Annotated in this window: 20 protein-coding genes; 8 read left to right on the forward strand and 12 right to left on the reverse strand. The window is 65.7% G+C overall.

Going from position 1 to position 25,447, the window contains the following annotated elements; genetic code table 11:
* Window positions 1–274 precede the first annotated feature (274 nt).
* The gene (locus G3N58_RS13035) at window positions 275–1,582 is read left to right on the forward strand and encodes a solute carrier family 23 protein (protein ID WP_205999344.1); all 1,308 of its coding nucleotides are present in this window, start codon (window positions 275–277) and stop codon (window positions 1,580–1,582) included.
* A gap of 145 nt (window positions 1,583–1,727) precedes the next feature.
* Here the strand turns inward: G3N58_RS13035 and G3N58_RS13040 are convergent, their stop codons facing one another.
* Window positions 1,728–3,383 (reverse strand): Na+/H+ antiporter, encoded by a 1,656-nt coding sequence (locus G3N58_RS13040; RefSeq protein WP_167042277.1) that lies wholly within the window; start codon window positions 3,381–3,383, stop codon window positions 1,728–1,730.
* Between the two features lie 414 nt (window positions 3,384–3,797).
* Between G3N58_RS13040 and G3N58_RS13045 the strand changes: the two genes are divergently transcribed.
* Both G3N58_RS13045 and G3N58_RS13050 read left to right on the forward strand, forming a co-directional pair.
* Window positions 3,798–5,072: an EAL domain-containing protein gene (locus G3N58_RS13045; protein ID WP_167042279.1), complete on the forward strand. Its 1,275-nt coding sequence runs from the start codon at window positions 3,798–3,800 to the stop codon at window positions 5,070–5,072.
* A gap of 47 nt (window positions 5,073–5,119) precedes the next feature.
* On the forward strand, window positions 5,120–5,821 hold the full coding sequence (locus G3N58_RS13050) for a copper homeostasis protein CutC (RefSeq protein ID WP_205999345.1): 702 nt from the start codon (window positions 5,120–5,122) through the stop codon (window positions 5,819–5,821).
* A 129-nt stretch (window positions 5,822–5,950) separates the two neighbouring features.
* Here G3N58_RS13050 and G3N58_RS13055 read toward each other — a convergent pair whose 3' ends face one another.
* The 4 genes from G3N58_RS13055 to G3N58_RS13070 all read right to left on the reverse strand — a co-directional run bounded on the left by G3N58_RS13055 (window position 5,951) and on the right by G3N58_RS13070 (window position 13,019).
* On the reverse strand, window positions 5,951–9,538 hold the full coding sequence (locus G3N58_RS13055; RefSeq protein WP_205999346.1) for an indolepyruvate ferredoxin oxidoreductase family protein: 3,588 nt from the start codon (window positions 9,536–9,538) through the stop codon (window positions 5,951–5,953).
* Window positions 9,539–9,815: 277 nt separating this feature from the next.
* Window positions 9,816–11,321, reverse strand: coding sequence for a YfcC family protein (locus tag G3N58_RS13060; protein ID WP_167042285.1), 1,506 nt, complete (start codon window positions 11,319–11,321; stop codon window positions 9,816–9,818).
* Between the two features lie 13 nt (window positions 11,322–11,334).
* Window positions 11,335–12,105, reverse strand: coding sequence for an IclR family transcriptional regulator (locus G3N58_RS13065; RefSeq protein WP_205989530.1), 771 nt, complete (start codon window positions 12,103–12,105; stop codon window positions 11,335–11,337).
* 17 nt (window positions 12,106–12,122) lie between these two features.
* Window positions 12,123–13,019, reverse strand: a complete 897-nt coding sequence (locus tag G3N58_RS13070) for an N-formylglutamate amidohydrolase (RefSeq protein ID WP_205999347.1) — start codon at window positions 13,017–13,019, stop codon at window positions 12,123–12,125.
* A gap of 401 nt (window positions 13,020–13,420) precedes the next feature.
* Here G3N58_RS13070 and G3N58_RS13075 point away from each other — a divergent pair, with 401 nt between their 5' ends.
* Window positions 13,421–14,527, forward strand: coding sequence for a porin (locus G3N58_RS13075; protein ID WP_167042291.1), 1,107 nt, complete (start codon window positions 13,421–13,423; stop codon window positions 14,525–14,527).
* Window positions 14,528–14,543: 16 nt separating this feature from the next.
* Here G3N58_RS13075 and G3N58_RS13080 read toward each other — a convergent pair whose 3' ends face one another.
* Window positions 14,544–15,515: an ion channel gene (locus tag G3N58_RS13080; RefSeq protein ID WP_167042293.1), complete on the reverse strand. Its 972-nt coding sequence runs from the start codon at window positions 15,513–15,515 to the stop codon at window positions 14,544–14,546.
* A 144-nt stretch (window positions 15,516–15,659) separates the two neighbouring features.
* Between G3N58_RS13080 and G3N58_RS13085 the strand changes: the two genes are divergently transcribed.
* Entirely contained in the window at window positions 15,660–16,121 is a 462-nt protein-coding gene (locus tag G3N58_RS13085) for a DUF3828 domain-containing protein (protein ID WP_167042295.1), read from the forward strand.
* Between the two features lie 110 nt (window positions 16,122–16,231).
* Here the strand turns inward: G3N58_RS13085 and G3N58_RS13090 are convergent, their stop codons facing one another.
* The 6 genes from G3N58_RS13090 to G3N58_RS13115 all read right to left on the reverse strand — a co-directional run bounded on the left by G3N58_RS13090 (window position 16,232) and on the right by G3N58_RS13115 (window position 21,535).
* Window positions 16,232–16,477 carry a hypothetical protein gene (locus tag G3N58_RS13090; RefSeq protein ID WP_167042297.1) on the reverse strand — a complete coding sequence of 82 codons (246 nt, stop codon included), beginning with the start codon at window positions 16,475–16,477 and terminating at the stop codon, window positions 16,232–16,234.
* A gap of 82 nt (window positions 16,478–16,559) precedes the next feature.
* A complete protein-coding gene (locus G3N58_RS13095) occupies window positions 16,560–16,790 on the reverse strand; it encodes a hypothetical protein (RefSeq protein ID WP_167042299.1) in 231 nt (76 codons plus the stop codon).
* Window positions 16,791–16,981: 191 nt separating this feature from the next.
* Window positions 16,982–17,890, reverse strand: a complete 909-nt coding sequence (locus G3N58_RS13100) for a carbohydrate kinase (RefSeq protein ID WP_205999348.1) — start codon at window positions 17,888–17,890, stop codon at window positions 16,982–16,984.
* Window positions 17,887–19,188, reverse strand: a complete 1,302-nt coding sequence (locus tag G3N58_RS13105) for an AGE family epimerase/isomerase (RefSeq protein ID WP_205989522.1) — start codon at window positions 19,186–19,188, stop codon at window positions 17,887–17,889. The genes G3N58_RS13100 and G3N58_RS13105 overlap by 4 nt, the downstream gene beginning before the upstream one ends.
* Window positions 19,185–20,171, reverse strand: coding sequence for a LacI family DNA-binding transcriptional regulator (locus tag G3N58_RS13110; protein ID WP_205989520.1), 987 nt, complete (start codon window positions 20,169–20,171; stop codon window positions 19,185–19,187). The genes G3N58_RS13105 and G3N58_RS13110 overlap by 4 nt, the downstream gene beginning before the upstream one ends.
* Before the next feature lie 338 nt (window positions 20,172–20,509).
* On the reverse strand, window positions 20,510–21,535 hold the full coding sequence (locus G3N58_RS13115; RefSeq protein ID WP_167042307.1) for a bile acid:sodium symporter family protein: 1,026 nt from the start codon (window positions 21,533–21,535) through the stop codon (window positions 20,510–20,512).
* Between the two features lie 570 nt (window positions 21,536–22,105).
* Between G3N58_RS13115 and G3N58_RS13120 the strand changes: the two genes are divergently transcribed.
* From G3N58_RS13120 to G3N58_RS13130, 3 genes are all read left to right on the forward strand, one after another.
* Window positions 22,106–22,654 carry a hypothetical protein gene (locus G3N58_RS13120; RefSeq protein ID WP_205999374.1) on the forward strand — a complete coding sequence of 183 codons (549 nt, stop codon included), beginning with the start codon at window positions 22,106–22,108 and terminating at the stop codon, window positions 22,652–22,654.
* A 571-nt stretch (window positions 22,655–23,225) separates the two neighbouring features.
* Window positions 23,226–24,311 (forward strand): porin, encoded by a 1,086-nt coding sequence (locus G3N58_RS13125; protein WP_167042309.1) that lies wholly within the window; start codon window positions 23,226–23,228, stop codon window positions 24,309–24,311.
* Between the two features lie 150 nt (window positions 24,312–24,461).
* Window positions 24,462–25,394: a LysR family transcriptional regulator gene (locus G3N58_RS13130; protein WP_205989517.1), complete on the forward strand. Its 933-nt coding sequence runs from the start codon at window positions 24,462–24,464 to the stop codon at window positions 25,392–25,394.
* Window positions 25,395–25,447: the final 53 nt, after the last annotated feature.

A 25,447-nucleotide genomic window follows, 5' to 3' on the forward strand; every position in this document is an offset into this window, starting at 1 on the left:
CGCCGACGAGGCGCTCTACCGCGCGAAGGATGCGGGCCGCAACCGCGTGATGATGGACCGCGCGTCGGCCGACACGGCGGCGGCGAACGGCGCCGCAGTGACGCCGGCCACGGACGGGCGCGGCGTAAGCTGAGGCGCGCGCCGACGGCGCTTGCCAGTCCTGATTGCGCTCCGTAAACTCGCGCGTGACTTTGCCGGACCCCGCCCGCGCGCGATGCCGCCGTGCGGCGCATACCCCACCCACACCGAGCCGACCAAGAGGAGAACCCCCGCGATGGCCGAATCCTATTTCCCCCGCTGGCGCCGCCAGCCTGCCGCCGCCGAGGGCGGCATCGTCGGCATCGACGAACGGCTCGCATGGCCGCAGATGTTCGCGATGGGCATCCAGCACGTCGTCGCGATGTTCGGCTCGACCGTGCTCGCGCCGCTCCTGATGGGCTTCGATCCGAACCTGTGCATCTTCATGTCGGGGATCGGCACGCTGCTGTTCTTCGTGCTGGTCGGCGGCCGCGTGCCGAGCTATCTCGGTTCGAGCTTCGCGTTCATCGGCCTCGTGATCGCGGTGACCGGCTACGGCGGCCACGGCGCGAATCAGAACATCCCGGTGGCGCTGGGCGGCATCATCGCGTGCGGCGTCGCGTATGCGGTGGTCGGGCTGATCGTCTCGGCGGTCGGCACGCGCTGGATCGAAACGCTGATGCCGCCGGTCGTGACCGGCGCGATCGTCTGCGTGATCGGCCTGAACCTCGCGCCGATCGCCGTGCACGGCGTGAGCGGCAGCAACTTCGATTCGTGGATGGCGCTCGTGACCGTGCTGTGCGTCGGCGCGGTCGCGGTGTTCACGCGCGGCATGCTGCAGCGTCTCCTGATCCTGATCGGCCTGCTGCTCGCCTACGCGATCTACGCGATCGTCACCAACGGTCTCGGCATGGGCAAGCCGATCGACTTCGCGATCGTCGCGAACGCCGCGTGGTTCGGCATGCCGCACTTCATGTCGCCGGTGTTCGACCCGCACGCGATGACGCTGCTCACGCCGATCGCGGTGATCCTCGTCGCCGAGAATCTCGGCCACATCAAGGCGGTCAGCGCGATGACGGGCCAGAACCTCGACCGCTACGTCGGCCGCGCGTTTCTCGGCGACGGGCTCGCGACGATCGTGTCCGGCTTCGCGGGCGGCACCGGCATGACGACCTACGCCGAGAACATCGGCGTGATGGCGGTGACGAAAATCTACTCGACGCTGGTGTTCGTGATCGCCGCGCTGATCGCGCTCGTGCTCGGCTTCTCGCCGAAATTCGGCGCGGTGATCCAGACGATTCCGGGGCCGGTGCTGGGCGGCGTGTCGATCGTCGTGTTCGGGCTGATCGCGGTGACGGGCGCGCGCATCTGGGTCGTCAACAAGGTGGACTTCTCCGATAACCGCAACCTGATCGTCGCGGCCGTCACGCTCGTGCTCGGCGCCGGCGACTTCTCGCTGAAGCTCGGCGGCTTCGGGCTTGGCGGCATCGGCACCGCGACGTTCGGCGCGATCATCCTGTATGCGCTTCTGAGAAGGAAGCCGACGCAAGGGCCGGTGGCCTGAGCTTCTTCTGGGTGGTGCCGGCGGCGCTGGCTGCCGCTCGCCGTCGGCGACGGCCCGCGCCGCTCAGCGCGCACAGCCGGCCTTGCCGATATCGGAGCCGGCGAGCGGCCCAACGGCCGCCGCCGTCACCCAGGCGCCCGAGCCGCTACCTCTTGCGCGCCGTCAGCGCCGTCTCCAACAGATCCACCTCGCGCATCAGCTTGTTCAGCGTCTCGTCGTTGATCTGCTGGCTGCTGCGCAATTCGAGCAACTCCTTGCGTTCGGCGCGCATCGCCGAGAGCTTCATGTGGAATTCGAGCGCGTCGGCGCGCCGCGCGAGTTCGCGCGGTTCCTGTTCGCAGTCGAGCGTCGCGAGGCGGCGCTGGTACAGGTCCATCACGCGCGCGGTCACGTCGGTCGCATACGCCTGCGCCGATTCTTCGAGGTCCGCGCACTCGGTATCGTGAATATCGTCGATGGCGCGAATCGCGGCTTGGGCGGCGAGCGTGCGCGCGAGCGCTTCCTCGGCCGCGTGCGGGTCCTTGCCGCGCCGCCAGCCGCGCAGCAGCAGCGGCAACGCGGCCACCGCCACCAGCAGCGACAGCAGGATCACGCCCGAGGCGATGAAGATCGCCAGATCGCGCCCCGGCAACGGCGTGCCGTTCGGCAGCAGCTCCGGTAGCGACAGCACGCCCGCCAGCGTCACCGCGCCGCGCACGCCGGCCACCGTCGTGACCGACACCATGCGCAGCCCCGGCACCGCGTTCGCGACGCCTTGCTTGGCCGCGCCGCGGCTCGCGAACCAGCGCAGCAGCCATACCCACACGAAGCGCATCGCATAGAGCGCGAACGCCACCGCGACGATGTAGCCGATCAGCAGCGCGACCTGCGCGTCGTCGGTCTCGTGGGCGTCGAGCAGCGCGCGCCCGAGGATGTGCGGAAACTGCAGCCCGAGCATGATGAACACCATGCCGTTGAAGACGAACTCGATCATCGTCCATGTGCTCGTGGTCCGCACGCGCGAGGTCGCCTGCCACGTATTCGCGATGCTTGCGTAGTTCATCATCATGCCGGCCGCCACCGCCGCGAGGATGCCCGACAGATCGAAGCGCTCGGCGGTCAGGTAGGCGGCGAACGGAATCAGCAGCGTCATCACGATGCCGGGGGCGGGGTCGCCCTCTTCGACGAGAGAGAGGAAGCGCGCCGACACGAAGCTGAATATCGCGCTCACCGCCGCGCCGACCGCGAGGCCGCCCAGCGCGATGATGACGAAGCTGACCGAGGCGTCGCGCAGCGAAAACGCGCCGGTCAGCGCCGCCGCGATCGCGAACTTCAGCGCGACGAGGCCGGATGCGTCGTTCATCAGCGCCTCGCCTTCGAGGATGTGCATCAGCTGGCCCGGAATCTTGCCCTTGCCGGCGATGCCCGAGAGCGCGACCGCGTCGGTCGGCGACAGCACCGCGGCGAGCGCGAACGCGACCGGCAGCGAGATTTCCGGCACGAGCGCGTGCACGAAATAGCCGACCACGAGCACCGTCATGAAGACGAGGCCAAGCGCGAGCATCAGGATCGCGCGGCGCGCCATGAAGAATTCGCGCTTCGGGATGCGCCAGCCATCCGCGAACAGCAGCGGCGGAATGAACAGCAGCATGAAGATTTCCGGATCGAACCTGACGTGCAGGTCGAGGCGCGGCCACGCGAGCAGCGCGCCGATCGCGATCTGCACGAGCGGCAACGGCAGGTTGAACGGCAGCGCGTGCGTCAGCACGCCGGAAGCGGCAACGGCGAGCAACAGGATCAGGACGGTGAAGACAATTTCCATCGGGTGTTCCGGGCAGATGAACGGGGGCGTTTCAGGTGGCGGTGGCGCGGCAGGGGCGACAGGTGCGACAGGTGCGGCAGGTGCGCCGCCGCGCGTTGCGGGCGGCCACCGTTCGCACCACAAGGGCTGCAAGCAGGAGCCGCAAGCACAGGCCACAAGCAGGAGCCACAAGCAAGGCCGCGCAAGGCGCAGGGTCGAGTGTAGCCCGCCGGCGCGCGAGGCAGCCCCTAAATGCGCATCGAGTCGTGCACCGCAACGGTGCGCGCCGCGCCCATGCGCGGCGCACGGGCCGTGTCGGCGGTGCGTCCGGTCAGCCGGATGACAGCGCTTTGTGGGCCAGCGTGCGCATGGAGCTTGCTTAACCGCTGCCGATGACGCACATTTTTAGAACCGGCTCCGGCGCGAGAGGACGGCATGACGATTGAGCAACAGGACAGGGCGGCGAGCATGCCGCACGGCTTCGAGGTCGAGGTGGCCTCGGGCCTGCAACGCTATTCGGTGCAGCATGGCGAGCTGACGCTGACGAGCGTCTTCCAGCCGATTTTCAGCCTGTCGCACATGCGCGCGGTCGGCTACGAGGGCTTGCTGCGCGCGCATGACGCGCTCGATCGCGCCGTCTCGCCGCTCGACGTATTCGGCGCCGCCGCGCGGGTCGGCGAGGCGCTGCAGGTCGACCGGCTCGCGCAGACGCTGCATCTGGAAAACTTCAAGGTGCTCGGCGCCGAGCGCGAATGGCTGTTCCTCAACGCGCATCCCGGCGTGCTGACCGATCCGTATCTCGCCGCGGCGCTGCTCGCGAGCCTGCAACGGCTCGATCTGTCGCCGCGGCGCATCGTGCTCGAAGTGCTCGAACAGAGCGCGGACGACCTTGAACGGCTCGCGGACGCGGTGCGCCAGTTTCGCGAGCGCGGCTTCCTGATCGCGCTCGACGACTTCGGCGCCGGCCATTCGAACATCGAGCGGATCTGGCAGTTGAATCCCGACATCGTGAAGCTCGACCGCGTCATGCTCTCGCACGCCGCGCATCGCCCCGACATGGCGACGATCCTGCCGGGCCTCGTGGCGCTCTTGCACGAAGCGGGCAAGCTCGTGCTGATCGAGGGCGTCGAGACCGAGCACGAAGCGCAGATGGCGCTCGCCTGCAACGCCGACTTCGTGCAGGGCTTTTTCTTCGGCCGGCCGAATCCGGGCGTGGCCGACGCCGCGCAGGCGGCGGCGTGCATCGGCGAAGTCACCGAGCGTTATCGCGAGCAGGCCGAAGCGCGCGAGCGGCGCGGCGCGAGCCGTCTCGCGCCGTATCTGCGCGCGTTCGAGCGTGCCGCCGAGCGGCTGGCCGCCGGCGAACCGCTCGACGAAGTGTGCTGGAATTTCCTCGCGCTCGATCACGCCGCGCGCTGTTTCCTGCTCGACGCGAAGGGCCGGCAGGCGGGCCGCAACGTCGTGCTGCGCGCCGACCGCGCGGCGCACGAAACGCGCTTTCTGCCGCTCGCCGACGCGCAGGGCGCGAACTGGCTGCGCCGGCCGTATTTCAGCGCCGCGATCAATGCGCCGGAGCGCGTGCACGTGACGCGGCCGTATCTGTCGATCAACGAGGCGTTGCCGTGCGTGACGCTGTCGGTGGCGACGCGCGTCGGCGAGCAGATCTGCGTGCTGTGCGGCGATATCGACTGGGTGGACGAAGAGCGCTGAGCGCGCTTCTGCGATGATGTCGCTTTCAACGACACCAGGTTGCGCTCATGCCCGTGCTGCTCGAAGTGATTGCCACGACCGTCGCCGATGCGCGCGTTGCCGCGCGGGCCGGCGCCGACCGTCTCGAACTCGTGACCGCGATGGGCGACGGCGGTCTCACGCCGAGCGTCGGGCTGATCGAGGCGGTGGTCGACGCGGTCGCGATTCCCGTCAACGTGATCGTGCGGCCGCATAGCCGCTCGTTCGTCTACGACGCCGACGACTACGCGGTGATGCTGCGCGACATTCGTGCGGTGAAGGCGGCGGGCGCGAACGGCATCGTGATCGGCATGCTCGACGCCGCTGGCGCGATCGACCGCGAAGGTCTCGCGCGTGCCTGCGAAGCCGCCGATGGCCTCGACGTCACGTTTCACCGCGCATTCGACGAAGCGCGCGATTTGCGCGAGGCGCTCGACGTGCTGCTGTGTGTCGAGGCGGTGAAAAACGTGCTGACGTCGGGCGGAAAACCGTCGGTGTTGCAGGCGCAAGCCGTGATTCGCGAACTCGTGCGGCAAGCAGACAGCTCGCCGTGCACGGTGCTCGCCGGCGCCGGTTTGACGCTGGAGGCGGTGGCGGACTTCGTGAGCGCGACGCACGTCGAGGCCGTGCATTTCGGCTCGGGCGTGCGCGTGAACGGCCACGGGCTTGCGCCCGTCGAGGCCGCGAAAGTGGCGCAGGCGAGGGCGCTGCTCGATGCGGTGGCGCGCTGACGCGTGCAGAATCGCGAGCCAGAAACAAAGCCGCTTCGGCGCTGAACCGAAGCGGCTTTTCGTTGCGGCGCGGCCATGCTCGCGTGACCCAACGCAACCCAGCATGACAATCGGCCAACGCGCCGCGACCTACTTCGCGACCACCACCGGAATCCCGCGCAACTGCCCGGCGCCTTTCATCTCTTCGAGTGACTTCTTCACGGCGGCACCCGTCGCCGCATCGATGCCGAGACGTGTCGCGAGCTCACGCTCCGCGCGCTTCACGCCCGCGAGATTCGCCAGCTTCACGTGACCATAACCGCGCACGCGCGCATGCAGATCGGCGAGTTTGGCGATGTCGTCGAGATGGCTGGCGTCGAGTTTCGCGAGCGCGCGCTGCAACGTGGTTTCGTAATCGCTCGCGAGTTCGCGCTCCATCTTGCGTTCGAGCGTGCGGCCGAACGGATCGAGCGGCGTGCCGCGCAGACCGCGCCACTTCGCGAGCATGCCGAGCACCGGCCACATCCATTGACCGAAGGTTTTCTTGCGCGGTGCGACGCCCGCTTGCGCACGCGTGAGTGTCGGCGGCGCGAGGTTGAAGCTGATGCTGAAGTCCTTGCCGGCCACGCCTTCGAATTGCGCTTCGAGTGCTTCGCGGAACGCGGCATCGGTATGCAAGCGCGCGACTTCGTATTCGTCCTTCACCGCCAGCAGCCGGTAGAACGTGGTCGCGACCGCGCGCGTCACGCGTTCGCTCGCGGTGTCGACCGCACTTTCGGCGCGGCGTGCCGCATCGACGAGCGCGCGATAGCGCTTCACATACGCCGCGCCGCCGTAGGCGAGCAAGCGGCTTTCGCGATGCGCGATCAGCTCGTCGAGCGTATCGACGCGCACGCCCGGCTTAGGCGCATGACGTGCCTGCCAGAGCGATTCGAGCCCGGCCGGATCGGCGGCGGCCATGCGGCCGATCGAAAATGCAAGCTGGTTCATCTGCACGGCGACGTTGTTCAGTTCGATCGCGCGCATCATCGCCGCGAACGACACCGGCACGAGACCGAGCTGCCATGCAAAACCGAGCATCAGGATATTCGCGCCGATCGTGTCGCCGAGAAAACGCGTCGCGAGCGCCTGCGCGTCGCAGGTCGACATGCGCTCTTCACCGGCCGCGTGACGCATCTTGTCGATCAGCGCATCGGCATGCAGCGTCGCGTCCGGGTTCTGCACGAAGCTCGCGTTCGGAATCGCATGCGTGTTGACGACGATGCGCGTGCGGCCATGCCGCACCGTCTGCAAGGCATCGGCGCTCGCGCCGACCACCATGTCGCAGGCGAGCAGCACGTCGGCCTGCTGCGTGTCGATGCGCACCTGGTTCAGCCATTCGTCGCGCGCGGCGAAGCGCACGAACGACAGCACCGAGCCGCCCTTCTGTGCGAAACCCATGAAGTCGAGCACCGACGCGCTCTTGCCTTCGAGATGCGCGGCCATGCTGATCAGCGCGCCGACCGTCACGACGCCGGTGCCGCCCACGCCCGTGACGAGGATGTCGTACGGCGCGGCATCGAGCTGCGTCGCGGGCAGCGCCAGCGCGTCGACACTCGCGGCGAGTGCTTGCGGATCGAACGCGACGCCGGCCGCTTTTTTCAGCTTGCCGCCCGCGACCGTGACGAAGCTCGGGCAGAAGCCGTTCACGCACGAATAGTCCTTGTTGCACGACGATTGATCGATGCGGCGCTTGCGTCCCAACGCGGTTTCGACTGGCTCGACCGACAGGCAATTCGACTGCACGCCACAATCGCCGCAGCCTTCGCAGACTTCCTCGTTGATGAAGAGCCGCTGGTCCGGATCGGGGAATTCGCCTTTCTTGCGGCGCCGGCGTTTTTCGGCCGCGCAGGTCTGGTCGTAGATCAGCACGGTCACGCCGTCGGTGTCGCGCAATTCGCGCTGCACGGCGTCCATTTCGCTGCGATGGTGGAACGTCGTGCCCTTCGGAAACTGGCCGTGATGGCCATCGTATTTCTCGGGCTCGTCGCTGACCACGACGAAGCGCGACACGCCTTCGGCTTCCACCTGGCGCGCGATCTGCGGCACCGAGATGCTGCCGTCGACGGGCTGGCCGCCCGTCATCGCGACCGCGTCGTTATAGAGAATCTTGTAGGTGATCGTCGCTTTCGCGGCGACCGCCTGGCGGATCGCGAGAATGCCGGAGTGGAAGTAGGTGCCGTCGCCGAGATTCTGGAACACGTGGCGCGTTTTCGTGAACATCGAATGCGAGGCCCAGTCGACGCCTTCGCCGCCCATCTGGATGAGGCCGGTCGTGTCGCGCTCCATCCACGAGGCCATGAAGTGGCAGCCGATGCCGGCCTGCGCGATCGAGCCGTCCGGTACTTTCGTCGAGGTGTTGTGCGGGCAGCCGGAGCAGAAGTACGGCGTGCGCTTCACGCTGTCGGCGGCATTCGAGAGGATTTGCGGCGCGACCAGATCGACTACGCGCTCGCGGCGATCGAGCGCGGGCTTGTGCTTCGCGAGCCAGTTCGCGAACACGGGCAGGATGCGCGACGGCCGCAATTCGCCGAGCGACGACAGCAGCAACGTGCCGTCCTCGGCATGCTTGCCGATCACGACCGGTCGCGTGCCTTGCGTGCAGTTGTACAGATAGTCCTTGATCTGCTGCTCGATCACAGGGCCTTTCTCTTCGATCACGAGCACTTCGGCGAGGCCCGAGACGAACGCGTCGATGCGCGTCATTTCGAGCGGAAACGACAGCCCGACCTTGTAGATGCGCACGCCGGCCGCGTCGAGATCGGCGACGGTCAGGTCGAGCCGGCGCAGCGCTTCCATCAGGTCCAGATGCGCCTTGCCGCAGGTGACGATGCCGACGTTCGCCTGCGGGCTCGGCGCGATCCATTTGTCGATGCTGTTCGTGCGCGCGAAGTGGCGCACCGCGTCGAGCTTCGCATGCAGACGCGCTTCGATCGTGAGGCTCGGCAGATCGGGCCAGCGGTTGTGCAGGCCGCCAGCGGGGGCAGCGAAATCGTCGGGGACGGTCCAGTCGGTTTGCAGCGCGTCGAGATCGACGGTCGAGCCCGATTCGACTGTCTCCGAGATTGCCTTGTAGCCGACCCAGGCGCCCGAGAAGCGCGACAACGCCCAGCCGTACAGGCCGAATTCGAGCATATCCGCGATGTTCGACGGATTCACGACCGGCATGTGCCATGCGATCATCGCGAAGTCGCTCTGATGTGGCATCGACGACGATACGCAGCCGTGATCGTCGCCCGCCACCACCAGCACGCCGCCGTGCGGCGACGAGCCGTACGCGTTGCCGTGCTTGAGCGCGTCGCCGGCGCGATCGACGCCGGGGCCCTTGCCGTACCACATCGCGAACACGCCTTCGACGGTGCGCTCCGGGTCTGCTTCGACGCGCTGCGTGCCGAGCACGGCGGTGCCGCCGAGTTCCTCGTTGATCGCGGGCAGGAAGCGGATGTCGCTCGCGGCGAGCAGCGTGTTCGCTTTCCACAGTTGCTGATCGACCATGCCGAGCGGCGAGCCGCGATAGCCGCTGATGAAGCCGGCGGTATTCAGGCCGCGCGCCTGATCGAGCGCGCGCTGCATCAAGGCGAGGCGCACGAGCGCCTGCGTGCCGGTCAGAAAGATCCGGCCGCGCGTCGCGGTGAGGTTGTCGGAAAGCCGGTAATCGGCGAGAGCGGGCGTGCCGTCGATGGGCAGGCGGGCAGTCATGGGCGAGTCTCCATTTGTCGATCGGAGTTGGCGCTTTAGCGCCTACTCCGGTCCCATGCAACTTCGTTGCTTTCGGTTCCGCGCGCCGTGGTGGGGACCACGCAGACGACGCAGCGGAAGAGACTCTATTTTTCAGCCGCCCTCGGAGTGATTTCTTTCTTCTTTAATCGCGCTCCCATGAACGGGCGCGAGGAGTCGCGCGTTTTGACGGGCTTTTGAGCCGGATTTGCCAGGCGGCGGCGCGCTTCGGGTATGCCCTGGGGCGTTCACCGCGTGTTCAGTACCCGGTCCACACCGCGAGCGCCAGTGCGCCGCCCGAGAGCAGAAGCAGCATCACGAAGAGCGGCAGGATAAAGCGCAGCCACTGGCCGAAGCCGACCCGCGCGGTGGCGAGATAGGCGAGCAGCATCCCCGAGGTCGGCGTCACCATGTTCGTCAAGCCGCCCCCCAGCACGAATGCGAGCACCGAGGTCTGTCCGCTGACGCCGGAGAGTTGCGCGATCGGTCCGATGATCGGCATGCTGACCGCGGCCTTGCCGGACACCGACGGAATGAACACGTCGAGCACCATCTGCACCGCCATTAGTCCGTTGGCGACCCAGACCGGCGACTGGCCATTCGCAAGGCGCGTGAAGCGCTCGATCAGCGTATCGAGCACGAGGCTGTTCTGCAGGATCAGTTCGACCGAGGCGGCGAGCCCGATCAGCAGACCCGCCAGCATCATGCCCTTCATGCCGTCGACGAACGCATCGGCCGCGCCGCGCGAGTCGAGCCGGCCGACCGCCGCCGTCACGATGCTGATGAAGATGTAGAACGCCGATAGCTCCACATTGCCCCAATGCAGCTCGCGCGTGCCGATCACCAGCATGGCGGCGGCGATCGCCAGCACGGCGAGGGTCGCCTTGTGGCGGCGCGACAGCGCGGCCCGCGGATGTTCGCCGATGCTCGCGCGCGCGGCCGCGAGCCGGTAGCCGCTGCGCCGCACGTGGATCAGCAGATACAGGATGCCGAGCGTCAGGAACACGACGAACACGCCGATACGCATGGCAATGCCGCTGAAGAGCGGCACGCCGACGATCGGCTGCGCGACCGCGAGCGACAATGGGTTGGTCACCGACGCGATATAGCCAATCTTCGCCGCAATCGCGACGAGGCCGACCGCGAACAGGTTCGACAGGCCGAGCCGCCGCGACAGCACCAGCACCATCGGAATGATCACGAGGTATTCGGAGATGAAGCCGAGCAGCGTGCTGCCGAGACCGATCAGCAGCATCAGCAGCGGTGCGAGCACATAGACGTTGCCGGCGGTGAGTTGCAACAGCCTGTCGATACCCGCGTCTACCACGCCTGTCTTGCGCATCACGCCGAACATGCCGCCCACGAACATCACCATGAAGATCAGCGGCGCATTCTTGATGAGGCCGTTGGGCACCGCGACGAACGCGGAGACGAGGCTCGCCGGCGCGGCCTGTTCGGGCGTGCTTTTGCTGACGCGCGGTGCGGCCAGCGTGGCGAGACTTCGGCTCTTCGGTACGACCTGGTACGTGCCCGGCACCACCAGCTTGTCGCGCCGCTCGAAGTGGCCGGCATCGATCAGATAGGTGAGCGCCACCGCGGCGAGCAGCACCCAGATCATCATCACGACAGGGTGCAGCATCTTGCCGTGCGGTTTGTTGCCGCTGCCGCCGTGGTTGTCCTCGTCGCGGACGGCGTCGCCGGCATGGCTGCGCGGCGCAAGAGGATCGTCGGCGACGGGCGCCGCGGAGGGACCAAGTGGAGTCATGGGCGGCTTCCTGTCATGCCGGTTGCGGCGTGAGCTGCGGCGCGGCGTAGCCTAGCTCGGCGGAAATCGTGCGGCTGCATGCCTGCAGACGTTCGAGGTAATCGGGAATCTCGATCCGGCTGATGCGCATTTCCGGCCCCGAAATGCTGACCGCCGCAATCGTGTCGCCGCTCACGTCGCGCACCGGCACCGAGATCGCGACCGCGCCGGCCGTGACCTCGCCTACGCTGACCGCATAGCCTTTGCGCGCGATCGCATCGAGTTCGTCGACGAGCTTCATCAAGTCCGGGGGCTGCGGCAATTTCTTCAGGCGTGCCAGATATTCGGTCCTGACGGCGGCGGGCGCGAACGCGAGCAGGATTCGGCCGGACGCGCCGCTATTGAGCGGCCGGCGATTGCCGACCGCACCGACGGTGCGCATTTCGTGCGTGGTCTCGCAACGGGCGACGCACACGGTTTCCAGCCCTTCGCGCACGCGCAGCACGACGGTTTCGTTGATCGCCTGGTTCAGCGAGAGCATGTGCTTTTGCGCGGAGCGCACCAGCGTGTTCTGCTGGGCCGCGGCGACGCCGATCACGAAGGCCTGCGGGCCGAGCGAGTAGGTCGACGCGCGGGTGTCCAGCACGACGAAGCGATGCAGTTCGAGCGTGCATAGCATCCGGTACGCGCGCGACTTGTTGATGCCGAGTCGGTTCGCGAGTTCGGTGACGCCCAGGCCGGGATGCTCGGCGACATGGCTGAGCAGCTTGAGCGCGCTGTCGACGGAATCGACGATGTAGTTCACGGTTGCTCCTTCACGATTCACGGCGCCGCGCGCAAGGCGGCGAGTTGCGCGTGCACGTAAGCGGCGAGCGCGGCGGCAAACGCGTCGAGATCGCGCTTGAGCGCGGCGAAGCCCGTGTGTTTGACGAACGCGGCTTCGTCCATGTAGAGCGCGCGATTCAGTTCGATCTGGATGCTATGGCGGTGCCGCCCCGGATCGCTGACGGCGGTCAGCAGGTCGCCGCCCTGATACGGCTCGTTTATCTGCACGCGATAGCCGGCGCCGCTGAACCAGTCGGCCACCCATTGCGTGAAGGCCGGCGCGGCGGTGGCGCCGCGCCGGTCGCTGATGACGAAGTCGGGCCGCGCCGCGCCCGCGTCGACGTTCATCTCGTTGCCACGCGATTTCATCGAATGGCAATCGACGTGCCACAGCGCGCCGTGTTCCGCGTACGCGCGTTCCGCCGCGGCGGCGAGCGCCGCGCGGTAGGGGCGGTAGTACGCGTCGATCCGGTGCCGCACCTCGGCGACGGACAGCTTGCGGTCGTACATCGGCTGGTTCGGCAAGGCATCGCGCCGGATCAGCCCCATGCCGCGCAGCGTGTACTTCTCGGGCGACAGCGGTTCGGGCCACGGCTCGGCGAGCAGTTGCGCGTCGATATCGGCGAGCGCGCGATTCGGGTCGATATAGGCGCGCGGAAAATGCGCACCGATCAGCACGCCGCCGTGTTCAGGCACGCCCGCCCACAGTTCGTCGACGAATGCGTCCCACGACGTGCGGATCGCGGACACCGGCGCGCAGGTGCCGAAGTCGGCCGGCAGCGCAATGCCGCTGTGGGGCGAATCGAAAACGATCGGCAGCCGGGCACCCGCAGGTTCGGCGACGAAGAACGGCGCGCTTGAAGAGGCCGCCGAAGTGTTGTTATTGGGCGTCAAACAGAACTCCTTTTGCGATGGCCGGCGTCCCTCCGAAGGGGGACGTCGCCCGATAAACGCTTCGCGTGTTTTATTTAATAAAACAGCATATCAATATTTAACGACAGACATTATTGCAGGTCAAGTCGTTCGTCCAAAGCCTTGCCATTCGGGTGTTCAATTCGAGAGACCTTGATAGGCAAGGATTTGCGCCGTATCGGCTGATAAAACTTCCTGTGTCGCATATTGTCGTCAATGCGTGAAAACCAGAGTTTTATCCCTGCCTTGACCTACCATTTTTGCATTTCAAATAATTAATAACACATTGTTTTATTCAATAAAACATGTGGGTGGCGTAGGCACAAACGGTATCCGCGGCTTCGGCATCCAGATCCGAACACTCAAGACAGGGGAAAACACAGATGAACAGCAAAGGTTTGGCGATGGCGCTGGCGGGCGCCGGAATGGGCGTTGCACTGTGCGGCAACGCGGTCGCGCAATCGAGCGTGACGTTGTACGGCATCGTCGATTCCGGCATCACGTACACGAGCAACCAGAAGGGCAGTTCGACCTGGCAGGCGACGGGCGGCAACGAGCAGGGCACGCGCTGGGGCATGACGGGCTCGGAAGACCTCGGCGGCGGAACCACGGCGATCTTCAAGCTGGAGAACGGCTTCAACATCGAGACCGGCACCGCGAGCGCGAACGGCCGCCTGTTCGGCCGCCAGGCGTGGGTCGGCATGTCGAACCCGCGCTGGGGCACCTTTACGATGGGCCGCCAGTACAACGCCGCGCAGGATTCGCTCGCGCCGTTGCAGATCGGCGCAAGCACGTCATTGACGCAGTTCGCGCTGCATCCCTTCGATACCGACGACCTGAACAACACGTTCCGCACCGACAACTCGGTGAAATACGTGACGCCGAGTTTCTCCGGTTTGCAGGGCAATGCGATGTACGGCTTTTCCAATTCGACGAACTTCGCGGCGAACCGCAGCTGGAGCGTCGGCGGCACCTATGCGCAGGGACCGGTGCATCTCGGCGTGGCCTACGTGGTGCTCGACAATCCGGCGCTCGACACCACCGGTGCGATTCCTTCGGATAACTACTATACGTTCCTGAAGGGCATTACGAAGCAGCAGATATGGGGCGCGGCCGGTACTTACGAATTCGGCGACGCCACGTTCGGCTTGCTGTACACGACCTCACTGTTCAATTTACAGACAGGGTCGTCGCAGCGCTTCAACAACTACGAAGGCAGCTTCCGCTACCGTTTCATGCCCGCGTTGCTGTTCGCGATCGGCGAGACCTACACGCAGGTTCTGACGACGCAGAGTACCGAGCCGAGCATGCATTACCTGCAAACCAGCGCGGGCGTGCAGTATTTCCTGTCGAAGCGCACCGATCTTTATCTGAATGCGATCTATCAGCGCTCGTCGGCGAATACGGTGGCGGCTATCGAGGGGGTGAGCAATCCGTCGAGTTCGAGAACGCAGGTGGTGGGCGTGGTGGGCATACGCCACAAGTTCTGATGGCGCGGCGCGCCGCTTAGGGCGTTTGCCGCGCGGCGGGGTCCATTTGCAACGGCGCCGCCTCGAGCGGCGCGATCTCGTCGAAATGCGAATAGTCGATGTGGCTCATGCCGTCGCGCTCGCTCATGATGTCGACGAAACGGTGCTGCCAGAAGATCTGCTCGCAGGTCCACATATGGCGCGCCTGCATCGTTTGCGACGTCGATTCGTCGATGCCTTCGAGCGTGAGCAGCAGCGACATGTCGCTGCCCTTGAGCGTTTCGGCGTTTTCGCCGAACAGCGGACTGCTTTCGTCGATGACGTGCATCAGCATCCAGCCGAGCTTGAACACCGGATGCTGGTCGCGCACGAGCGCGAGGTCGTAGAGCTTGTACAGCGAGAAGCCTTCGACGGACGTCTCCTGACGCAGGATGCGTAGCCGTGCGCGCGCTTCGGCAATCACGTTCTGGCGTGCGTTGGCCGCGCGCACCATCAGCGTCATGCGGCCGTCGATCGGCCGGACCACCGCGTAGCGCGCGAACATGATCTTCGCGTGCGGCCGCGAGAAGCGCGCGAAGATGAGCCCCGTCGCCAACGCGATGCTCGACATGCCGACGAAGATTTCGAGCGTCGCGACCCAGTGCGCGTAGACGGTTTGCGGATGCATGTCGCCGTAGCCGACCGTCGCGAGCGTTTCGACGCTGAAGAAGAACGCGCCGCCGAAGCCCTTCGGAAACTGATTCGCGATCGGCGCGTTGCCGAACATGTAGAGCGCGGCGAACGTCGTGTTGAGCAGCAGGAACAGCACCGCGAGCGCCACGAAAAACACCGGCCAGCGCACCCCGAGCGCGCGATGGTAGAGGTCCTGCCAGAGCGGCGTCGGCATGCCGTGCGCGATCACCACGCGATCGTCGAGACGCATTTCGCGGCTGCCGCGCGCGCGACGCTTCGGCGCGTCTGCGTCGGCGTCGCCGAGGGGCGCAAAACGGTCTGACGGTTCGCTTGCCATCACCTGCTCGTGAGGATGAAAACGGGCACAGCGTAGCATGGCGCGTGGCTCGCGCAGAGGGGGGCAAACCGGGTTAGGATGAAATTTTGACCGTGGGATGAGAGCGCGGATTGCGCGCGCCGTTACGACTGGGATTTTGAGTACATGAAAAAATATCTGACGATTTTTATCGCCACTCTGTTACTGGCCTTTAATAACATTTCATACGCGGGAAGCACGACCCATGACGGGCAGATCACTCCCGAGACACAAGTCAAAGATTTCTATACATGGTTTATTCCACACCTTGCCGCTGATCGCGATTATCCGGTCATGAACGCAGAGATAAACCGGCACGTTGCCAAAGCAACCGTTGATTTTTTACGAAAGCAATACAAGGCCAATAACCTGGCCGAAGACGCGGAATACTTCACGAAAGCACAAGACTTCGACGAGAAGGATTGGGCCGCACATATCGCCGTGCATCCCGCCGTCATGCTTGACAAGGTGGCGCTCGTACCCGTTACGTTCGGCTCGAAAGACAAGCAGACCAATATCGTATTTTTGCGTCAGGAAAACGGCACCTGGAAAATCACGAAGGTCGTGGATACCCTCGATTACCGGTAATCGCCGACGTGTTGCCGTGCTTCGCAGCGTACGGCGCTCAATCGCGCCGCGCCGCACCGCGTTGCGAAGCAGCGAATCTCACCGCGCCCAAACAGGCGCATCCCGACCCCTCACGGAAACACGCGCGGCTTCGGAATTCCCGCGCCATGTTCGATATCGTTCACAGCTTGCCGATGCGCGTTTTCCACCGCTTCGGCCTGATCGGCATAGCCCGCGTCGCCGCCGACGGTGGTCCACGTCTTGACGGCTTTTTCGCGATGGCGGATTTCGTACTCTGCATCCCAGCGCGCGCCGTCGAGTTCGAGCGGGCGGACGTGTATCGAATACACGCCGTAGAGAAAAAGCTGCTCAGCCATGATCGCCTCCAGCCGGCCGATTCCGGCAGCGGCGCGCGCGATGCGCGGGTGGGCGAACGCGGCGCGCTGCCTGAAGTTCGGCCTACAGTTCGATTTCCCCGAGGATACGATGAGCGAGCGCCTTGGCTTCTTCGAGCGCCTCTTCCGGTGTCGACGAAGTGGATTCGACTTCGTAGAGCGTGGTTTCCTGATCGGCGGCGGGCTCGCCTTCGTCGCGCGCCAGTGTGACGAGACCCTGCCAGGCGTCCTGTGCGATTTCTCTTATCGACGCCGTGGCCGTGTAGATCCCTTTGGTGTAGGTGACGTCTTCCATGGCCTCGCTCCTTTTTGCAAAGGTCTCGATGTTTTCATCGTAGCACGGCAATGGCGGTTCGGCTCCGGGCCCGAGCGGTGCCCAAGAGAGCGCTCGGGGCGGCGCTTCGCGTGCAGGATGTTCCCGACACCGACGACACTACGCGCACCCCAAGGCAGGAAAGTTACAGCGACGCCATCACGGCGAGGTCATCACAGCAACGCCACGACCTCGTCGAGCGTCGGCGCATGCGCGCCCGCATGTCCGCAGGCCGCCGCGCCCGCCGCGAGCGCGAACGCGAGATGCTCGGGCCACGCGCGTTGCGGCGCGCTCATCAGGCTGAACAGCAGCCCGCCGATCGACGCATCGCCCGCGCCGACCGTATCGACCACGGCGACGCGCGGCGGCTTCGCCTCGATCACCGCGGCGCCGTCGAGCAGCAGCGCCGCGTCGGGGCCGCGCGTGACGAGCACCGTGGCGGCCGGATTCAGCGCGCGCAATTGCGCGAGCGCGGCGGCTTCGTCGTGGGTCTTGAAGATCATGCGCAGGTCTTCGTCCGATACCTTGATGAGGTCCGCGAGCGCGGCCATCCGGCGCAATGTCGGCTCGTAGCCGTGTTCCATCAGATTGCGATAGTTCGGATCGAAGCTGATCTTCACGCCGCGCGCACGCAACTCGGCCGCGAGCTTCGCCAGCGTGTCGCCGAGCGGCTGACGCACGAGGCTGATGCAGCCGAAGTGCGCCCACTTCACCTCGCTCATCCAGCCGGCCGGCAGCTGTGCCGGATAGAACGCGAGATCGGCGCCGTTCTCGCCCATGAAGAAGTACGCGGGCGGATGCGTCTGATGCACGATCGCGAGCAACGGCGGGCGCTCGACGCGCTGCAGGAAGCGCATGTCGAGGCCGGCGGCGACGCTCGCGTCCCACAGTTCGTCGGAGAAATTATCGACGCCGAGCGAGCCCGCGCTCGCGCTCGGCAAGCCGAGCCGCGCGACGCAGCGCGCGACGTTCCAGCCCGCGCCGCCTGGACGCGAGAGCCACTGCGAGGCGCCGGTGCGCACGAGGTCGGTGAGGATGTCGCCGGCGGAGACAAAAACGGGGAAGCCTGTGGTTGCGCTCATTGTGTTTTCTCCGCGGAAGCCGCTGCGGCGGGGGCGGTGGATTCAGCCGCCGCGTTTTCGCCGAGCGCATGCGCGAGCACCTCGTAGCACGCGCCCATCGTGTGATAGTCGGTCTTGCCGGCCGGGCTCTTTTCGTCGCTGTACTTGCGGTTGTCGCAGGTGAGGATGCGATACCACGCACCGTACTGGTGATCGACGAAATGCGTCCAGCTATAGCGCCAGATTTCGTCGTACCAGTCCCAGAAGCGCTCGTTGCCAGTGCGCTTGCCGAGCAGCGCGGCGGTCGCGAACGTTTCGGCCTGTACCCAGAAGTACTTGTCGTGATCGCAGACCGTGCCGTCGGGGCCGAAGCCGTAATAGAGGCCGCCGTGGTCTTCGTCCCAGGCGTGCGTCATGGCGGCGTCGAACAGTTCGATTGCGCGCGGCAGCAGCCACGGCAGCGGGCGGAAGCGTTCGAGAATCAGCAGCAGCTTCGCCCATTCGGTCTGATGGCCGGGCTGGAAGCCCCACGGGCGGAAAATGTTCGAGCTGTCTTCCTCGTTGTAATGCCAGTCGACCGACCAGTCCGCGTGAAAGTGTTCCCACACGAGCCCTTGCGACAGCTTCGCCTGGCGCAGCGTGATGTTCGACGCGACGCGCTCGGCGCGATCGAGGTAGACCAGATGACCGGTCGCCTCGTAGGCGGCGAGCAGCGCCTCGGTCGTGTGCATGTTGGCGTTCTGCCCGCGATACGAGCTGACCTGCCATTCGGCCGAGGCGTCGTCGGCGTAGAGGCCGGCGGCGGCATCCCAGAAGCGGTGCTCCATCAGCTCGAAGGTCGCGCCGATCATCGGCTTCGCTTCCTCGATGCCGGCCATCGCCGCATGCGAGTACGCGAGCAGCACGAACGCGAGGCCGTAGCAGTGGCGCGTCGCGTCGAGCGTGCGCTTGCTGCCGTCGCGCCATTCGAGCTCCCAGTCGTAGCCCTCGTGCTGCGCGTCCCAGTGCGCGTCGCGCAGAAAGCGCAGACCGTGGCGCGCATAGTCGAGGTGCTTGGGGTCGCCGAACTGGCGATACGCCATCGCGTAGTTGAACACGTAGCGGCAACTGCTGACGAGGTGGCGCGTGGTGCGGTCGTAGATCGAGCCGTCGTCGCGGAAGAAATGATAGAAGCCGCCGCTCGGGTCGAGCACGTTCGGCGCGTAAAAGCGCAGCGTGTCCTCGATGTGCGCGAGCAGGAACGCGCGGTGGCGGAAGCTGGCGACGGGCGGCGCCTTGGCGGCGTCGGCGGCGGGGTGAAGCGGATCGGTTTGCGTCATGGCGTTTTCACCAAAGTACTGGCACGGGCAACGAGTTGAACGGGCAAGCGGACCTCGAGCTCGGCGGGCGAGTCTTCGAGCAGCAGTTCGACGCCGCGCCGGCCGAGCGCTTCCTTGTCGACCGCGATCGTCGACAGCGGCGGGGTGGCGTGGGCGGCGGCGGGAATATCGTCGAAGCCGATGATCGCGATGTCGTCGGGCACGCTGAGGCCGCGCGCGAGGCACACGCGCAGCGCGGCGAGCGCGGCGGCGTCGTTATAGGCGAACACGGCGTCGGGGCGCGGGCCCGGCGCGTCGAGCAGGCGCTGCATCGCGCGCGCGGCGCCGGTGTCGGGGTCGAGCCCGGCGTCGATGTTCACTTCGAGCGACGGGTCGAACAGCAGTCCCGCTTCGAAGAACGCACGCCGGTAGCCGAGCGCACGCTCGGCGATGCTGAAATGCGCGAGCGAGCCGCCGATGAACGCGATGCGCTTGCGCTGCTGCCCGAACAGATGGCGCATCGCGAGCGCGGCGCCGGCGGCGTTGTCGAGATTGACCGAGCGCAGGCCCGGCGACCACAGATCGATCAGCACGAGCGGGCGCTGCATCGCGACCAGTGCGGCGAGCGTTTCGGGCTCGACGAAGCCGGCGATCGCCACGGCGTCGGGCGCGTGCAGGCGCAACTGGTGAATCACGTCCTCGGTCGGGCCGGCGGTTAGCACGGACGGCACGATGCCGCGCTCGCGGCAGGCATCTTCGACACCGTGCAGCACGTGCGAGAAGAACGGGCTGGCGGCGAAATTGTTGTGCTGACGATGCAGCAGGAAGGTCAGGCGGCGGATGCGCGGACGCAGTTGCGCCGGATCGTAGCCGAGCTGCCGCGCCGCTTCGACGACGCGCTCGCGGGTGGCCTCGGAGAGACCGGGCTGGTTTTTCAGCGCACGCGAGACGGTGCCGATCGAAACGCTGGCCGCGCGGGCGACGTCGCGGATGGTTGTAGCCATCGAATGAAGCAGCCGCGCCGACGCGGCTCATGGGTTGGGTTCGGGCGATTGTATAGTAAAACGTACGCGAAACACCCCGAAAACGCGTGGTTAATCACCCGTAAATACCCGTATTTTATGGAGTTAAAGTGAATTTTTATGTTTAGTAAAATTCACTAAACATGGTGTGGGCAAGGCTCCAGGAATTTTCCTATGCCATCAGGCCGAGGCGACAGCGCGAGCGTTTGGGCGTGAAATAACGACACAGCCAACGAAAAAAAGCCGCACAAGGCGGCTTTTTCAAACGACGACGCTCAGGGAGGGCGCTTATGAATGTCCTGTTTGCATTGCGCGTGTTCTCAACGGCGCGCGACGGCCGCGGCGGGCTGCTGCGCGGCGGCCGCAGTTTCGCCGCTGAGGTCGCGGGCGCCCCAGCGCTGCGCGAGCGCGGCGCACACCATCAACTGGATCTGGTGGAACAGCATCAGCGGCAGCACCACGGCGCCCACCGCATGCGAGGCGAAGATGACCTTGGCCATCGGCACGCCGGCGGCAAGGCTCTTCTTCGAACCGCAGAAGATGATCGTGATCTGGTCGGCACGACTAAAACCGAGCCGCTTGCTGGTCAACATCGTCACGGCCAGTGCGAGCGCCAGCAGAACGGCGCTCACCACCACGAGGCCGCCGAGCGCGGAGAGCGGAATCTGATGCCACAGGCCTTCGTTGACAGCCTCGCTGAACGCGCCGTACACGACGAGCAGGATCGAGCCCTGGTCGACGAACTTCAGCACGCTGCGATTGCGCTCGATCCACTTGCCGATCAGCGGGCGCAGCAGCTGGCCGGCAATGAACGGCACCAGCAGTTGCAGCACGATGTTGCCGATCGTATGCCACGGCGAGCCGCCGCCGCTCGCCGCCTGATTGGTGATGACGACGCTGACGAGCGCTGGGGTGATGAAGATGCCGAGCAGGCTCGAGGCCGACGCGCTGCACACCGCGGCCGGTACGTTGCCCTTGGCAATGGACGTGAACGCAATCGACGACTGGACCGTCGATGGCAGCGTGCAGAGGAAGAGGACCCCCGCATAGAGAGCCGGCGTGACAAGCGGCGAAAGGAGCGGCTTAAGCGCGAGGCCGAGCAGCGGAAAGAGCGCGAACGTGCTCAGCAGCACTACCGCATGAAGGCGCCAGTGCGTCGCGCCCGCGATGATCGCTTCGCGTGAGAGCTTGGCGCCGTGCAGGAAGAACAGCAGACCGACGGCGATGTTGGTCACCCAGTTGAACCCCACGGCGGCTTGCCCGTGCACGGGCAGAAGGCTGGCGAGGATCACGGTGCCCACGAGGCACAGGGTGAAGTTGTCGGGAAGTAGTTTGGGGCGAGCCATGTCGGAATCTCGATTCAATGACGCGAAAGAGTGCGGGACGCGCCCGGGAGCGCCGTTTCCCGCAATGGGAAGCGGCTATTGTTGTTGAAATTCGATTCAAAAAGCAAATTCATTTGCCGAATCGATTAATGATTACTGCGCATCAACGGGCCAGCCGCGAGCGGCATGGCCCGTGCTGGCCGCTGTAAGGTTTCAGTACGGGTGACGCGCTTCGCCGAGGCCTCGCCGATTTAACGATCGGACACGTAATCGGCCAGGCAAGCCGATGCCGCGGCGGCTGCGCGAGGTTCGCGCGGAATCGCGCAAACGCCCGCCAGGAAGCCCTTCCAGAGCCGTCGCGCAAGGGCTTTGTCGCAGAAAAACGTCGCAGTAACAAGGTGTTACATCAACCGATGAGACCTAACACTTTTTGGCTCGACACCCTTTGCCGACGCCCATAAATTACGGTTCAAAGGCCGTAGGGATACCCGCGCCGCGCGATGAACGCGGCGCTTTTCGCCAGTCCCGCAATCGTCCACCGCAGCTCGAACGGTGGATGTCAGGCAAGTCTTCGGGCGCGAGAGTCACAAGGTGGACGGGTTGTCGAGAACGAGGCGCTGGGCGTGGGGCGTGGTCATTGCCGCGCTGTGTTCGTTCGCCTATGCAAAAGGACCTGGCATGCCGCACGGCGGCGGTGCCGGTTTTGCGCATGGCGGCGCCAACCGCGCCATGGGCATGCAGATGCACAGCGGCCACTATGCCGGTGCCGTCGGCCTCTCCAGCGCACGGCCTTTCCGCAATGCGATGAGCGCGCGCGATCCGCGCATGCCGCGTGGCGCGAACTTCGCGGACGCCAATTATGGCGACGGCTTCGGCGGCTATAAGCCGGGCATGCGCCGAGTCACAGGACTATCGTCCGGGTACGCCGACGGGCGCGGGCATATGCAGTACGCCGGCGCCATCACGCCGGTCAGCGCCGACGCGCGGCCGGTGCCGCGTCCGCCGCCCAGCGTGCCGATGCGCAACGGCTCGATTCGGGCCGACGTTGCCCGCTACAACGAAGAGCGCGGCGCCGCGCGCGCGATGCAGCGCCCGTCCGACGATCCGCGTCAGCCGGAAGGCTCGCCTTATCGCAACTAACCGGTCTGGTTAGCGGCGCTCATCGGGCAGCGTCTGCTGCCGTCGCTCCAATCTTCAGCTTCCCCGCTTTTTCCCCCTGCATCGCCGCAAGCGCTTGCGGCGATGCCGCCGCATCACCGCCGCCGTTTCACGTCCTTCACTTCACGTTCTCCCCTCCCATCCCCCGCGTCATCCCCAATCTGACGTTTCGACGCCACACTTTTCTGAAAACGCCAGGCTGCGACGTACCCGCCACTGCCAAATCAGGGCATTCTCGCGGCGGCGCGTCATTTCGCTGTCATACGGAGCGTCACTACCCCTTCGGCGCGCCGTCCGCCGCGCCCCATGCGGCACTCGCGCCATCTTCGGCGGGCCGGCGAGGCCCCCGGCAAGCCGCCGTATCAGGCCGATCAACGACCAAACTAAGCAGACCGATATACCGGCAATAAGCAGCACTATTTTTGTTCATAAAAATGGTCCGTAAAGATGGTCCAGCCCCGATTGGCTCGACGGTCGAACGGATAACAACAATGGTTCGCGCGAGCGCCCCCTTTCGCACAGCCACACCCTTTTGACAAAGATTGGAGATTCCATGAAAACAAGCCTCAGCAGCGCGCTGAAGACCACTCTCAAGGCCAGCGTCTGCGCTGCCTTGCTGGCGAGCGCATCGTCCGCTTTCGCGCAATCGAGCGTGCAGCTCTACGGCCAGGTCGACGAATGGGTCGGCTCGCAGAAATTCCCGGACGGCAAGGCGGCGGCGGTGGTGTCGGGCGGCGGCATGTCCACCTCGTACTGGGGCTTCAAGGGGACCGAGGATCTGGGCAACGGCTATAAGGCGATCTTCACGATCGAAGGCTTCTTCCGCGCGCAGACCGGCGAGTACGGCCGCTTCACCGGCGACACGACGTTCTCGCGCAACGCCTACGTCGGCATCGAGTCGCCGTACGGCACGGTCACGGCCGGCCGCCTCACGACGCCGCTGTTCGTCTCGACGATCCTGTTCAATCCGTTCATCGATTCGTACGTGTTCTCGCCGATGGTCTATCACACCTATCTCGGCCTCGGTACGTTCCCGAGCTACACGACCGATCAGGGCGTAACCGGCGACTCGGGCTGGAACAACGCGGTGTCGTATGCGACGCCGAACTTCAACGGACTCTCGGCGACGGCGATGTACGCGCTCGGCAACACGACGCAGAACGGCGCGAAGAAGTGGAGCGGCCAGGTGCTGTACTTCCACGGCCCGTTCGCGGCGACCGCGGTGTACCAGTACGTGAACTTCAACAACGTGCCGGGCGACCTCGGCAGCTTCGAGACCTCGGGCGTGCCCGGCCTGCGCAGCCAGAGCGTCGCGCAGGCGGGCGTCTCGTACGACCTGAAGTTCGTCAAGCTGTACGGCCAGTACATGTACACGTACAACAACCAGCAGGTCACGAGCTGGCACGTCAACACGGGACAGGGCGGCGTGACGGTGCCGTTCGGCCCGGGCTCGGTGATGGCGTCGTACGCGTATTCGCGTAACGGCGGCGGCTCGAACCAGACGCGCCAGACGGCGGCGGTCGGCTACGACTACCCGCTGTCCAAGCGCACGGACATCTATGCCGCGTACCTGTATGACCACATCACCGGTCAGTCGAGCGGCAACACGTACGGCGCGGGGTTGCGCACGAAGTTCTGAGCGGCATCCGCGTCTCGCCACGAAGCCCGCGTTCCGCCTGGAACGCGGGCTTTGTCGTTTTTGGGCATCGTCGAATACGAGCCTTTGCTGCCGTCCTTTTGATAAACCCGGCAAAATGGCGTCGATTGATTCCTGAAGCGAGCGATTGAGATGGATACCCTCGTCAGCATGAAAGTGTTTCGCCACGTGGTCGAGGCCGGCAGTTTTGTCGGCGCGGCGGAGCGCATGGAGATGTCGGCGGCGATGGCGAGCAAGCACGTGATGCATCTCGAGCAGCAGCTCGGCGCGCGGCTCCTGAACCGCACCACGCGCCGCGTCGCGCCGACCGAGGCGGGCCGCGAATACTACGAGCGTCTGAGCCAGGCGCTCACCGAGCTCGACGAAGCCGGCCAGGCGGTCGGCGCGGCGAGCGTCGTGCCGCAGGGGCGGCTGCGCGTATCGTCGTTGTCGGCATTCGGCCTGAGTCATGTGATGGCCGCGGTCGCGGACTACGCCGCGCAGTATCCGCAGGTCACCGTCGATATGACGCTGTCCGACCGCGTCGTCGAGCTGATCGACGAGGGCTTCGACGTCGCGATCCGCGCCTCGCCGGGCGGGCTGAAGTCGTCGTCGCTGATCGCGCGGCAGATCGCGACCGCGCATCTCGTGCTGTGCGCCTCGCCGGCCTATCTGCGCAAGCACGGCGCGCCGAAGAGCGTTGCCGATCTGGCGCGTCACAACTATCTGCAGTACTCGGGCGTGTCGGCGCTCGAAGTCGTGACCGGAGAAGCGTCGTCGCGCGCGCGTCTGTCGGGCAATCTGGTCGTCAACCAGCTCGAGGCGCAGCGCGTGGTCGTGCTGCACGGCGCGGGCATCGCGATGCTCGGCACCGAGGTGATCGGCGACGATCTCGCCGAAGGGCGCCTCGTGCCGCTGCTCGTCGACGAAGTGCCGCCGCGCGAGTTGCCGATTCACGTCGTTTATACGAGCCGGCGGCATCTGTCGGCGAAGGTGCGTTCGTTCGTCGATTTTCTCGTCGCGCGGTTCGGGAGCGAGTCGCTGTGGCCGTCGCTCGAACAGATCAAGGCGTTGGCGGTGCGGTAGCGAGTCGAAAAACGCTGCGCGGGCGCGCGCCGAATACGTCACTCCGCGTGCTC

Source organism: Paraburkholderia sp. Ac-20342, assembly GCF_017104985.1.
GTDB lineage: Bacteria > Pseudomonadota > Gammaproteobacteria > Burkholderiales > Burkholderiaceae > Paraburkholderia.

Bases quoted from the DNA above. Each gene is read 5' to 3' on its own strand.
- G3N58_RS13110 (WP_205989520.1), bottom strand. From the start codon at position 20,171: ATGGCTACAACCATCCGCGACGTCGCCCGCGCGGCCAGCGTTTCGATC.
- G3N58_RS13055 (WP_205999346.1), bottom strand. From the start codon at position 9,538: ATGACTGCCCGCCTGCCCATCGACGGCACGCCCGCTCTCGCCGATTAC.
- G3N58_RS13100 (WP_205999348.1), bottom strand. From the start codon at position 17,890: ATGAGCGCAACCACAGGCTTCCCCGTTTTTGTCTCCGCCGGCGACATC.
- G3N58_RS13040 (WP_167042277.1), bottom strand. From the start codon at position 3,383: ATGGAAATTGTCTTCACCGTCCTGATCCTGTTGCTCGCCGTTGCCGCT.
- G3N58_RS13075 (WP_167042291.1), top strand. From the start codon at position 13,421: ATGAACAGCAAAGGTTTGGCGATGGCGCTGGCGGGCGCCGGAATGGGC.
- G3N58_RS13045 (WP_167042279.1), top strand. From the start codon at position 3,798: ATGACGATTGAGCAACAGGACAGGGCGGCGAGCATGCCGCACGGCTTC.
- G3N58_RS13080 (WP_167042293.1), bottom strand. From the start codon at position 15,515: ATGGCAAGCGAACCGTCAGACCGTTTTGCGCCCCTCGGCGACGCCGAC.
- G3N58_RS13115 (WP_167042307.1), bottom strand. From the start codon at position 21,535: ATGGCTCGCCCCAAACTACTTCCCGACAACTTCACCCTGTGCCTCGTG.
- G3N58_RS13095 (WP_167042299.1), bottom strand. From the start codon at position 16,790: ATGGAAGACGTCACCTACACCAAAGGGATCTACACGGCCACGGCGTCG.
- G3N58_RS13090 (WP_167042297.1), bottom strand. From the start codon at position 16,477: ATGGCTGAGCAGCTTTTTCTCTACGGCGTGTATTCGATACACGTCCGC.
- G3N58_RS13050 (WP_205999345.1), top strand. From the start codon at position 5,120: ATGCCCGTGCTGCTCGAAGTGATTGCCACGACCGTCGCCGATGCGCGC.
- G3N58_RS13085 (WP_167042295.1), top strand. From the start codon at position 15,660: ATGAAAAAATATCTGACGATTTTTATCGCCACTCTGTTACTGGCCTTT.
- G3N58_RS13130 (WP_205989517.1), top strand. From the start codon at position 24,462: ATGGATACCCTCGTCAGCATGAAAGTGTTTCGCCACGTGGTCGAGGCC.
- G3N58_RS13035 (WP_205999344.1), top strand. From the start codon at position 275: ATGGCCGAATCCTATTTCCCCCGCTGGCGCCGCCAGCCTGCCGCCGCC.
- G3N58_RS13125 (WP_167042309.1), top strand. From the start codon at position 23,226: ATGAAAACAAGCCTCAGCAGCGCGCTGAAGACCACTCTCAAGGCCAGC.
- G3N58_RS13105 (WP_205989522.1), bottom strand. From the start codon at position 19,188: ATGACGCAAACCGATCCGCTTCACCCCGCCGCCGACGCCGCCAAGGCG.
- G3N58_RS13060 (WP_167042285.1), bottom strand. From the start codon at position 11,321: ATGACTCCACTTGGTCCCTCCGCGGCGCCCGTCGCCGACGATCCTCTT.